9 protein-coding genes are annotated in these 10890 nt (G+C 69.7%); 3 read left to right on the forward strand and 6 right to left on the reverse strand.

The genetic code is table 11. The features are described from left to right. Positions 1 to 35: 35 nt before the first annotated feature. From ACZ3I4_RS23330 to ACZ3I4_RS23340, 3 genes are read right to left on the reverse strand one after another with little or no spacing between them, the layout of a single operon-like run. Positions 36 to 1346 (reverse strand): maltokinase N-terminal cap-like domain-containing protein, encoded by a 1311-nt coding sequence (locus ACZ3I4_RS23330; protein ID WP_465384103.1) that lies wholly within the window; start codon positions 1344 to 1346, stop codon positions 36 to 38. Next, positions 1343 to 3121, reverse strand: coding sequence for a maltose alpha-D-glucosyltransferase (treS, locus tag ACZ3I4_RS23335; protein WP_465384104.1), 1779 nt, complete (start codon positions 3119 to 3121; stop codon positions 1343 to 1345). The genes ACZ3I4_RS23330 and treS overlap by 4 nt, the downstream gene beginning before the upstream one ends. A gap of 38 nt (positions 3122 to 3159) precedes the next feature. Then, a complete protein-coding gene (locus tag ACZ3I4_RS23340) occupies positions 3160 to 5124 on the reverse strand; it encodes an alpha-1,4-glucan--maltose-1-phosphate maltosyltransferase (protein ID WP_465384105.1) in 1965 nt (654 codons plus the stop codon). Positions 5125 to 5943: 819 nt separating this feature from the next. Between ACZ3I4_RS23340 and ACZ3I4_RS23345 the strand changes: the two genes are divergently transcribed. Further along, the gene (locus ACZ3I4_RS23345) at positions 5944 to 6591 is read left to right on the forward strand and encodes a hypothetical protein (RefSeq protein ID WP_465384106.1); all 648 of its coding nucleotides are present in this window, start codon (positions 5944 to 5946) and stop codon (positions 6589 to 6591) included. A gap of 358 nt (positions 6592 to 6949) precedes the next feature. Here ACZ3I4_RS23345 and ACZ3I4_RS23350 read toward each other — a convergent pair whose 3' ends face one another. Beyond that, positions 6950 to 7717 (reverse strand): RNA polymerase sigma factor SigF, encoded by a 768-nt coding sequence (locus ACZ3I4_RS23350; protein ID WP_465384107.1) that lies wholly within the window; start codon positions 7715 to 7717, stop codon positions 6950 to 6952. A gap of 212 nt (positions 7718 to 7929) precedes the next feature. On the opposite strand from ACZ3I4_RS23350, the gene ppgK reads away from it, so the two are divergent. Together ppgK and ACZ3I4_RS23360 are read left to right on the forward strand one after the other, a co-directional pair. Then, positions 7930 to 8727 (forward strand): polyphosphate--glucose phosphotransferase, encoded by a 798-nt coding sequence (gene ppgK, locus ACZ3I4_RS23355; protein ID WP_465384108.1) that lies wholly within the window; start codon positions 7930 to 7932, stop codon positions 8725 to 8727. After that, positions 8727 to 9188, forward strand: a complete 462-nt coding sequence (locus tag ACZ3I4_RS23360) for a PPOX class F420-dependent oxidoreductase (protein ID WP_465384109.1) — start codon at positions 8727 to 8729, stop codon at positions 9186 to 9188. The genes ppgK and ACZ3I4_RS23360 overlap by 1 nt, the downstream gene beginning before the upstream one ends. A gap of 40 nt (positions 9189 to 9228) precedes the next feature. Here ACZ3I4_RS23360 and ACZ3I4_RS23365 read toward each other — a convergent pair whose 3' ends face one another. Together ACZ3I4_RS23365 and ACZ3I4_RS23370 are read right to left on the reverse strand one after the other, a co-directional pair. Beyond that, the gene (locus ACZ3I4_RS23365) at positions 9229 to 10140 is read right to left on the reverse strand and encodes a hypothetical protein (RefSeq protein ID WP_465384110.1); all 912 of its coding nucleotides are present in this window, start codon (positions 10138 to 10140) and stop codon (positions 9229 to 9231) included. Next, positions 10127 to 10639 (reverse strand): SigE family RNA polymerase sigma factor, encoded by a 513-nt coding sequence (locus tag ACZ3I4_RS23370; protein WP_465384111.1) that lies wholly within the window; start codon positions 10637 to 10639, stop codon positions 10127 to 10129. The genes ACZ3I4_RS23365 and ACZ3I4_RS23370 overlap by 14 nt, the downstream gene beginning before the upstream one ends. Positions 10640 to 10890: the final 251 nt, after the last annotated feature.

Consider the following 10890-nt stretch of genomic DNA (forward strand, 5'->3'; position numbering starts at 1 on the left):
CAGTTTTCGTCTGGGTAAGTCAGCCGGTTTCAAGGTCAGCCGACGAGCCGGGCGATCGACCGCAGCGGGATCCGCAGCCATCCGGGCCGGTGCCGGGATTCGTACGCGGCCTCGTAGACCGCCTTGTCGAGCTCGTACGCCGCCAGCAGCGCGCCGTGCGCCCGCGGGTCGGTGCCGGACACGTTCGCGTAGCCGTCACAGAAGGCGGCCCGGTTGCGGTCGACCCACTCGCGGGCCCGCGCGGCCAGGTGCTCGTCGTCGCCCTGTTCGACCAGCAGCTGGTAGGCCGCGTACTCGTAGGAGCGCAGCACCCCGGCCACGTCGCGCAGCGGGGAGTCGGGCAGCCGGCGTTCGTCGAGCGGCGCGCCCGGCTCACCCTCGAAGTCGATCAGCAGCCACCCCTCGGGCACCCGCAGCACCTGACCGAGATGCAGGTCGCCGTGCACCCGCTGCACCTCGACCTGCTCGCTGGTCAGGGCCCGGAACTGCGCCTCGATGGTCGGCACGTACTGCTGGATCTCGGCGACGGCCTGGGCCGCCTCGCGCAGCCGGGCCAGCATGGCGTCGACCGGGAACGGGGCCGGCCCGGAACCGAGCGCCCCGGCCAGGTCGGCGTGCACCGACGCGACCGCCTCGCCCAGCCGGTACGACTCGCCCTGGAAGTCGCCGCCCACCTCGTCGGCGCCCATCTCGGCGTCGGCGAACAGGTCACGCGCCGAGGCCGTGGCCATGGCCCAGCCCTCGGCCGAGTTGGCCGCGTACTGCGTGACCATGCCCAGCGGGCACGGCTCGCCGCTCTCGGTGGTCTCGAACGAGCCGAGCAGCCGGGCCACGTGCGGGTTGTTCCGCCGGCCCAGCACCCGGTTCAGTTCGATGTCGGGGTTGATGCCCGCCGACACCCGGCGGAACACCTTGAGGATTGCGTCCTGCTCGAAGATCACGCTGGTGTTGCTCTGCTCGGCGTCGAACACCCGCGGCCACAGGTCGACCGGGAACTCGGCGCCGGGCTCGGGCTCGAAGATGACGTCACCGACCGTGCCGCCGGCCGCGATCAGCGCGAGGAGCTTGCGCGCGGCCGTGGTGTCGTAGAGCGCGTCGTACCCGATCCGGTCGCCGTCGGTCCCGATCGTCGCGACCTCGCTGTACTCGACCATCGGGCCGGTGCCCCAGGCCACGACGACCTGGTAGCGCTCGGAGCTGCCGTCGGCGTATTCGACGTCGATCAGGACCAGGTCGAGGTTCTCGTCGAGCGTCGTCGTCGACGCCTCCTTGACCGACGACAGGGTGCGGGCACGTCCGGCGTACCACCTCTGCTGGGGCAGCCATTCGGCGAAAGGCAACGTCATTGCTTCTCCTCGGACCCACACAGCTGGAACCAGTAGAAGCCGTGCCCAGGGAGGGTGAGAAGGTACGGCAGCTGTCCGATACGCGGGAAGTTCACATGCCCGGTCAGTTCGACGGGCGTGTACCCGTTCCAGTGCTGCAGGTTCAGCTCGATCGGTTGCGGGAAGCGCGACAGGTTATTCACGCAGAGCACGACATCGTCGCCGTCCTCGCGCAGGTACGCCAGCACCGACGGGTTAGATCCGCCCAGTTCGCGGAAGGTTCCGACGGCGAACGCTTCGTGGCGACGTCGCACCGCCAGCATCGTACGCGTCCAGTTGAGCAACGAGGTGGAGCTGTCCCGCTGCGCCTCGACGTTGACCGCCTGATAGCCGTACACCGGGTCCTGGTTGGCCGGCAGATAGAGCCGCCCGGGATGCGCCGTCGAGAACCCGGCGTTGCGGTCGGGCGTCCACTGCATCGGCGTACGCACGCCGTCGCGGTCACCGAGCCAGATGTTGTCGCCCATGCCGATCTCGTCGCCGTAATACAGCACCGGCGAGCCGGGCAGCGACAGCAGCATGGCGGTGAACAACTCGATCTGGTTGCGGTCGTTCTCGAGCAGCGGGGCGAGCCGGCGCCGGATGCCGACGTTCGCCTTCATCCGCGGGTCCTTGGCGTACTCCGAGTACATGTAGTCGCGTTCCTCGTCGGTCACCATCTCGAGCGTCAGCTCGTCGTGGTTCCGCAGGAAGATGCCCCACTGGCAGTTGTCCGGGATGGCCGGCGTCTGCGCCATGATCTCGGAGATCGGGAAGCGCGACTCGCGCCGGACCGCCATGAAGATGCGCGGCATCAGCGGGAAGTGGAACGCCATGTGGCACTCGTCGCCGCCGGCCTTCGGGTCGCCGAAGTACTCGACCACGTCGGCCGGCCACTGGTTGGCCTCGGCCAGCAGCACCCGGCCCGGGAACTCGTCGTCGATGACCTTGCGGCAGTGCTTGAGGAACGCGTGCGTCTCGGGCAGGTTCTCGCCGTTGGTGCCCTCCCGCTCGTATAGGTAGGGCACGGCGTCCAGCCGGAAGCCGTCGATGCCCAGGTCGAGCCAGAAGCGCAGGACGTCGAGCATCGCCTCCTGCACGGCCGGGTTGTCGTAGTTGAGGTCGGGCTGGTGCGAGAAGAACCGGTGCCAGAAGAACTGCCGGCGAACCGGGTCGAACGTCCAGTTCGATTCCTCGGTGTCGACGAAGATGACCCGGGCGTCGGAATACTTCTCGCTGGTGTCGCTCCAGACATAGAAGTCCCCGTACGGGCCCTCAGGGTCACGCCGCGACTCCTGGAACCACATGTGCTGGTCGGAGGTGTGGTTCATGACCAGGTCGGTGATCACGCGGATGCCGCGCTTGTGGGCCGCGTCGAGCAGCGCCACGAAATCCTCGACCGTGCCGAACTCGGGCAGCACGCGGTAGAAGTCGCTGATGTCGTAGCCGCCGTCGCGCAGCGGCGACTGGTAGAACGGCGGCAGCCACAGGCAGTCGACACCCAGCCACTGCAGATAGTCGAGCCGCTCGATCAGGCCGCGCAGGTCGCCCGAGCCGTCGGTGCCCGAGTCGTAGAACGCCCGGACGAGCACCTCGTAGAAAACGGCACGCTGGAACCACGTACGGTCGGCCGGCAGCGCGCGGGCGTGACCGAAGTCGTCCGCGGAGGGGTGCTCCACCACTCCGTCCTCGACATGGCTGCCATCGGCCGGATCGTGTTCGGCCGCCTCGTCGAGGCTGAGATCGTTCTGGTCCATCAGGTTCCCCACCTACCCACCCGCAGGTACTTGAATCTTTACTTCGGCTCGATCACGAAGATGTGCGCCGGTTCGACGTACGGATCGATCCGTACGGCGTTGTGCTGCCCCCACTCGTACGTGGCCCCGGTGATCTGGTCGGTCACCGTGAACCGGTCGTGCCAGTCCAGTCCCAGCGCCGGCATGTCCAGCGCCGTGTTGCCCCACTGCACCGCGGCCGAGTCGAAGGTGACCACCACGAGAACCGTGTTCCCGGTGTCGGGGTCACGCTTCGAGAAACACAACAGGGAGCCGTTGTCGATCTCGTGGAACTTGAGGTTGCGCAGCCAGTGCAGGGCGGGGTTCTCGTCGCGCACCTGGTTGAGCCGGGTGATGTACGGCGCCAGCGACCGGCCGGACCGCTCCGCCGCGGCCCAGTCCCGGGGCTTGAGCTGGAACTTCTCGTTGTCAATGTATTCCTCGGCGCCCGGCCGCGGGACGTGCTCGAACAGCTCGTACCCCGCATACATGCCCCAGGACGGCGTGAGCATGCTGGCCAGGACCGCCCGGATTTTGAACATCGGCGGGCCGCCGTGCTGCAGGGACTCGTGCAGGATGTCGGGGGTGTTGGGCCAGAAGTTGGGGCGCATCCAGTCAATCGTGGTGAGCAGCTGCTCCATGTACTGGCGCATCTCCCAGGCCGTGGTGCGCCAGGTGAAGTACGTGTACGACTGGGTGAAGCCGACCTTGCCGAGCCCGTTCATCATCGCGGGCCGGGTGAACGCCTCGGCCAGGAACAGCACGTCGGGGCTGCTCTCCTTGACCTTGGCGATCAGCCACTGCCAGAAGTTGAGCGCCTTGGTGTGCGGGTTGTCGACGCGGAAGACCTTGACGCCGTTGTCCACCCAGTGCATGACGACGCGATAGACCTCCTCGCGCAGCGCCTTGTAGTCGTTGTCCCAGTTGATCGGGTAGATGTCCTGGTACTTCTTCGGCGGGTTCTCGGCGTACGCGATGGTGCCGTCGGCCCGCCGGGTGAAGAACTCGGGGTTGGACTTGACCCACGGGTGGTCGGGGGCGGCCTGCAACGCCAGGTCCATGGCGACCTCGAGGCCGTGCTCCTGCGCCTTGGCGATGAACGCGCGGAAGTCCTCCAGCGTGCCCAGCTGCGGGTGGATCGCGTCGTGGCCGCCCTCGTCGGAGCCGATCGCCCAGGGCGAGCCCACGTCCTCCGGGCGGGCCACCAGCGTGTTGTTGCGGCCCTTCCGGTTGATCTTGCCGATCGGGTGGATCGGCGGCAGATAGAGGATGTTGAAGCCCATGGCCGCGACGGCCGGGATGCGCTCGGCCGCGGTGGCGAACGTGCCGTGCTTGATCGGCGTCGCGTCCGGACCGATCTCGGCGCCCTCGGAGCGGGGGAAGAACTCGTACCACGCCGAGTAGAGCGCGCGCTTGCGATCGACCCAGATCGCGTACGACCGGGTGGTCGTGACCAGCTGCCGCACCGGGTTGTGCCAGAGCAGCTCCTCGAGGTCGAGCGCCGGGGACACCCGGGCGAACAGCGACCGCTGCTCGTCCCGCAGGGCCGCGGCGGCGTCCCGGACCCGCTCCTCGTCGTGCGCCGGCACGATCTTGGTCGCCAGGTCGAGCACGTCGGCGCCCTCGGCCAGGTCGTTGGCCAGATCCTCCAGGCCCTGCCCGGCGCCGATCTTCTTGACCACGGCGTCACGCCAGGTCCGGTACGGGTCGTCGAACGCCTCGACGGTGAACGTCCACCGGCCGACCCGGTCCGGGCGGATCGTGCCGTGCCACTGGTCGAGGCCGGGCTCGCCGGGACGCATGCGGGTGAACGGCTCGGACTCGCCGTCGGGCCCGCGCCATACCACGTTGACGCCGAGCGCGTTGTGACCTTCTCGATAGGACACGGCGGAGACCGGCACCAATTCGCCGACAACCGCCTTCGCCGGATAACGGCCACAGGACACCGAGGGCGTCACGTCTTCGATGGGAAAGCGACCGGTCATGATCTCCACCGTAATCAGAAGGGCGCGGGCGGGTTCGGCGAAACCAGACCGCCGTCAGGGCATACTTCTCCGCTGTGGAGGCGCCGCAAACGGTGGCGTGCCGATGTAGTCAACCTACCGGAGACCGATCAGGCGGGCTCATCGAGGCGCGGTCTTGCACCGCCGATGAATTCTTCCAATTCGGCCGCACGCATCATCCGTTCCTGCTTACCGATTTTGAGCATCGGAACGTTACCGGCCGGCAAATTTCTGTTTCCCGCCCGTCGGCGCCGCGTAACCACCGGTCCCGATGGTCGCGCTCCGAGTCCGCGCGGGGCGGGCGCCGGTCGGTCTGACCGCCGGCAGCCGGGCCGCCCCGGCGCCCGGCCGGTATTGCTGCTCTCCTGTTCCAATGCAGAGCGCGCCTCGCCGCTGTCCACGGTGACCGGCGGCGGGAACGGCGGGAGCCGCGTCCCGGTCGAACCGGCGCTGTTCGGCCCGGCCGCACGTGCGCGATCAGCCGCGCCCCGCCCATCGCACCGTCCTGGACCACAGGGCGCTCACTCAGCCTGGCGGCGGCCGCCACGCACCAGTGGCCGCGCTGGGCTCAGCGGCACCACCGGCCCCGTCGGACATGACTGGGATGCGTCGTTGACCAGCAGTGCCAGGCCCGGATCGGGGCCTGATCCGGGCCTCCCGAGGTCGTTTTTCGCATGCACGGGAGCGCGTCGGTTGCCGTGCGGTCCCTTCCTGGTGACCCCCCTCAGATCCCCCTCCGCCGAGGCCGAGAGGTATTCCGTGACGCGGACCGACCGGGACGCGCCGAGCGGAGGAGACCACGTGGCTGGACCGTCTGTCGAGCTGTCGCCCGTCATCGCGGCAAGCACGCACTGGCTCTCGCGTGCCTACCCGGCGGGTAGCAACGACACGATCGCCCACACCCTGTCGGAGCTGCAGGCCCGGCAGGCCGTGACGGTCGCCGCCTGGCTGCGCTACCCGACCGAGGTCGACGCGGCCCTGGTCGCGATCGCCGGCCCCGGTGGCTCGGCCGTCCTCGACTGGCGCGCCGGCAGCGAGCCCGAGGACGAGGAGGCCGAGGAGGAGGGCTGGCGCACCTGGGTCGACGAGGTCGTCGTCAGCTGGGCCGCCTGCCTGCTGGCCAACCCGGAGCTGGCCCGCCGCGGCGTCGACGCCGTGATCGCCGCGGTGCCGCTGTCGGGCGACCGGCCGCTGCCCTACCCGCGCAAGACCGGCGGGGCGCCCGCCGAGTTCCGCCGGCTGCTCGAGCCCGACATGCGCGACCGCGACGCGGCCGTCCTGCTCCGCCACCCCGACTTGCTCGAGCCGGTAGCCGAAATGCACCGCGGCACCTTGCTCTACTTGCTCGACGCTGAATCGGTTGGTCTTGCCGGCTCGGCGGCCGGCCTCGCCTCGGGCTCGGCGGGGATTGCGCCCCAGGAGACCGACGTCGCGGACACCGAGAGCTGAGCTAGCCATTTCGGCGCCCGCGACATCGACGGGCGCAATCCGACTGACCTTGCGCTGACATCACAGGCCGGCACTCCCACGGATGGGGGTGCCGGCCTTGTTGTGCGTGTGAGCTTGCGCCGGCAACCCATCGGGGTGCGGTTCTTGGTTTTGGGCGTGACCACTTACGCACGTCGTCGCGGCGCGGTGAGCGTTCTGGACGCGTAGCGGCCAGCTCGCCGTGTCGTGACCCTCGGCGTGAGCAGCGGTCCGCACCCACCACCCCGCTACGACATCCCGGTCTTGATCTTTGGTTTACGGCATGTCGTGCAGCTCGCCATCCCGGTCTCGACCTTGTGGAAGTTGCAGGTGGCGCTGGTTACAGGCTTTCGTGGAGTTCGCCGCGCAGTTTGGCCAGCGCCTTCGTCAGCAATCTCGACACGTGCATCTGGGAGATGCCGAGACGCTCGGCGATCTGGGACTGGGTCAGGTTGCCGTAGAAGCGCAGCGTCAGGATCTTCTGCTCGCGCTCGTCGAGCGTGGCCAGCGCCGGCCCCAGGGCGACCCGCGTCTCGGCCAGCTCGAACTCGTAGTCCTCCGCACCCAGCGTGTCGCCCAGCGACGTGCTGCCGTCGGCGCTGATCGGGGTGGACAGCGAGGTCGCGTTGTAGGCGCGGGCGCCTTCCAGGCCTTCGAGCACGTCTTCTTCGGTGACACCGAGGTGGACGGCGACGTCGGCGACTGTGGGGGAGCGGCCCAGCGAGTGGGTCAGCGTGGCGTTGGCCTCGGTGATGGCCAGGCGCAGTTCCTGCAGGCGGCGCGGCACGCGGACCGACCAGGTGCGGTCGCGGAAGTGGCGCTTGATCTCACCGATGATGGTGGGGATTGCGTAGCCGGCGAAGTCGATGCCGCGTTCGGGGTCGAACTTGTCGACTGCCTTGATCAGACCCACGGTGGCGGTCTGGACGAGGTCGTCGGTGGGCTCGCCGCGGCCGGAGTAGCGGTTGGCCAGGTGCCGGGCCAGGGGGAGCCAGGCCTCGACGGCCTCGTTTCGCAGACGCGGGCGGGCGGGGTCGGTGGCGGTCAGCTTGGACAGCGTGACCAGCAGTTCCGTGGCAGATTCGGGCACTTTGGTGTGCACGCTCATGTCGGGTCCTCCCGAGACGGGCAGAGAGCCGTGCCCGCTTGCGGCGACCGTTCGGATGGTTTTAACGCTAACTGAGAAGATGAGGCTTGCCTAGACGAAAGTACGAGTGTCACCCGACAACCCCCGAGGTCCGGGTACGGGGACGGGATTTAATGTCGGTGCCCCGTGGTAAACACCGTGGGCACAACCGGCACCTCAAGACGGGAAACAAGATGGCCATTCTCGGCATCGACATCGGCGGCTCCGGCGTCAAGGGCGCCCCGGTCGACACCGCCAACGGCGAGCTGCTCGCCGAGCGGTTCCGGGTGCCCACGCCCCAGCCGTCCGACGTCACCAGCGTGGTCGAGGCGGTCGCCGAGGTCGCGGCCCAGTTCGAGGGCGGCTTCGACCGGGTGGGCATCACCTTTCCCGGTGTGGTGGTCGACGGGGTCACCCGCACGGCGGCAAATGTCGACAAATCGTGGCTCGACGCCCCGGCCGCCCGGCTGTTCAGCGACCGGCTGGGCAAGCCGGTCTCGGTGCTCAACGACGCCGACGCCGCGGGTGTGGCCGAGGTGGCGTTCGGCGCGGGCCGCAACCAGACCGGCCTGATCATGATGCTCACGTTCGGCACGGGCATCGGCAGCGCGCTGTTCCTCGACGGCACCCTGATTCCGAACACCGAGTTCGGCCACCTCGAACTCGACGGCCACGACGCCGAGACCCGCGCGGCCGACCGGGCCCGCGAGGTCGAGGATCTGAGCTGGGAAAAGTGGGCCGGCCGGGTCCGGCACTATCTGGCCCACGTCGAGATGCTGCTCTCCCCGCGGCTGTTCATCATCGGCGGCGGCGTCAGCAAGAAGGCCGACCGCTGGCTTCCGCTGATCGACATCCGCACCCCGATGGTGCCGGCCGCGCTGCTCAACAACGCGGGCATCATCGGCGCCGCGCGGATCGCCGAGATCGACGGTCAGGCGTCCGAGCGCGGCGGTGTGACACCGCACGAGGCCGGCGAAAGGGTGGTCGACTGATGCCGCGCACGATCGCCACCAACACCGACGTCGAGCGGGAGGCGCTGCTCGAGTTCCTGCGCCCGCGGCACAAGGCCATCCTGATGACCACCCGCCGCGACGGCCGCCCGCAGGCCTCGCCCAACACGTGCGGCGTCGACACCGAGGGCCGCATCGTCATCTCGACCTATCCCGAGCGGGCCAAGGTCTACAACCTGCGGCGCAACCCGCAGGTGTCGGTCTGCGTGCTCTCCGACGACTTCGGCGGGCCGTGGGTGCAGGTCGACGGCACGGCCGAGGTGCTCGACCTGCCCGAGGCGCTCGAGCCGCTGGTCGAATACTTCCGCTGCATCTCGGGCGAGCACCCGAACTGGGACGAGTATCGCCAGGCCATGACCGAGCAGGGCAAGTCCCTGATCCGCATCACGATCGACCGCTGGGGCCCGATCGCCACCGGCGGTTTCCCGGCCCGCCTGGCCTGAGGTCCGCGGCCGGGCCCCGACCGCGGGGCCCGGCCGGCCTCTACCGCCAGTCAGCGAGCCGGTTCGCCGCGATCTTGGCCAGCGCCTCGACCTGGATGCGGTCCGACGACCCGCTCTCGTAGCCGCGCGTGTCGAGCAGTGTGACGGCGTCCCCGACCCGCACGGCGGCGACGTACGTGTGCTGCCGGGAGCCGTTGTCCGAGGGCTCGCCGTCGTCGCCGGTCGACGCGTAGGAACGGTCGATCAGGATCGACGAGTCGCCCAGGCCGAGCGAGCCGAGCGAGTCGAACTCGGCGTCCAGGTCGCCCAGCTTGCCGGTCGGGCAGCTGCGGACGGCCCGGCCCAGCTCGCTCATGAAGTCTTCGGCGCCCTCCCCGCGATAGACGGTGACGGTGTTGACCAGCGTGTCGCTCGGGGTGCTGCCGGGCGGGCTGTCCGGCCCCCGGTGGAACATCCGGGCCGACCCGCTGACCCCGACGTCCTCCCGGCTCGGGAACTTCGCCTTGGCGCAGAAGTCGGGCAGCGGCTCGGCCTCGTCCAGCCGCTGATAGTCGCTGACCCCCCGATCGTCAGGGCTGACGAACGCGCGGGCCGGGATCGACTTGGGGATAGCCGGGCCCGAGGTGGTGGGCGGTGGCGCCGTCGACGGTGGCCGCGACGACGGCGTGGCCGAGGTGGTGACGGACGGGGCCGTCGACGGGGGGACGCTCACCGTCGTCGGGCCGGCGCTCGCGGCGGGCGGCGTGGCGGTCTGCTCGTTGTTGCCGGCCAGCGTCCAGCCCGCGCCGATTCCGCCGGCGACGAGCACGACGGCCGTCCCGGCCATGAGGGCCACGCCGCGGTGCCGGCGCCGGCCGGCCTGACGGCGCAGCTCGGGCCCGGAGAGCAGCAGGCCCCGCTCGGCGTCCGACGAGAGCGCGGCGAACGCGTTTTCCACTTCAGTGTTCGGCATCGGTGACCTCCGGCGTACGGGTGGAGGAGGGAGCGAGGATCGCCGCCAGCTCGGCCCGGCCCCGGCTCAGCCGGGACGTCACCGTCCCGGCGGGCGCGCCGGTCTCGGCCGCGATCTCGGCCACCGACAGGTCGAAGAGGTAGTGCAGCGCGACCGCCTGCCGCATCGGCGTCGCCAGCTTGCGGAGCGCCGCCGTCAGCACCACGGCGTCCTCGCTGGGAGGTCCGGCCGGTTCGGGCGGCCCGGCCCGGCGCACGGCGGCCCGCCAGCCGTTGAGCCGCCGCCACCGGTCGGTCGACAGCCGGGCCACGGTGAGTCGCAGCCAGGCCTCGGGCGCCGGGTGCGCGGAAACCGACCGCCAGTGGCGCCACGCCCTCGTGTACGCCTCCTGCACCACATCCTGAGCCTCGGCGAGATCCCCGGTCAGCGCGTATCCGTAGCGCACCATGCGCGCGGACGTCTCCCGGTAGAACTCGTCGAAGCCGTCCGCATCGCGCATCCGCGAACTCCCCGCTCATCCTCAGTCGTGCACCGGTAACGCCCGGCGAGAGAAGAATGCTGCACGATCGCGGAAGTTTCTTCCCCGATTCGCGCCAGCGGGGTCATCAGATCAAGGTCAGAAGCCGGATGTCGTGGCGGGGTGGGTGGTGACGGGCCGTCGCTCATTGGTGGACCCTTGTTGTTGCCCGGCCCGTCAGGGCTGGGTGGCATCTGGGCCGTCGGGTCACCGCCCACCGTTGCTGGCCCCGT

The sequence above is a fragment of the Actinoplanes sp. NPDC021490 genome, assembly GCF_055562135.1.

Bases quoted from the DNA above. Each gene is read 5' to 3' on its own strand.
- ACZ3I4_RS23330 (WP_465384103.1), bottom strand. From the start codon at position 1,346: ATGACGTTGCCTTTCGCCGAATGGCTGCCCCAGCAGAGGTGGTACGCC.
- treS (WP_465384104.1), bottom strand. From the start codon at position 3,121: ATGGACCAGAACGATCTCAGCCTCGACGAGGCGGCCGAACACGATCCG.
- ACZ3I4_RS23340 (WP_465384105.1), bottom strand. From the start codon at position 5,124: ATGACCGGTCGCTTTCCCATCGAAGACGTGACGCCCTCGGTGTCCTGT.
- ACZ3I4_RS23350 (WP_465384107.1), bottom strand. From the start codon at position 7,717: ATGAGCGTGCACACCAAAGTGCCCGAATCTGCCACGGAACTGCTGGTC.
- ppgK (WP_465384108.1), top strand. From the start codon at position 7,930: ATGGCCATTCTCGGCATCGACATCGGCGGCTCCGGCGTCAAGGGCGCC.
- ACZ3I4_RS23360 (WP_465384109.1), top strand. From the start codon at position 8,727: ATGCCGCGCACGATCGCCACCAACACCGACGTCGAGCGGGAGGCGCTG.
- ACZ3I4_RS23365 (WP_465384110.1), bottom strand. From the start codon at position 10,140: ATGCCGAACACTGAAGTGGAAAACGCGTTCGCCGCGCTCTCGTCGGAC.
- ACZ3I4_RS23370 (WP_465384111.1), bottom strand. From the start codon at position 10,639: ATGCGCGATGCGGACGGCTTCGACGAGTTCTACCGGGAGACGTCCGCG.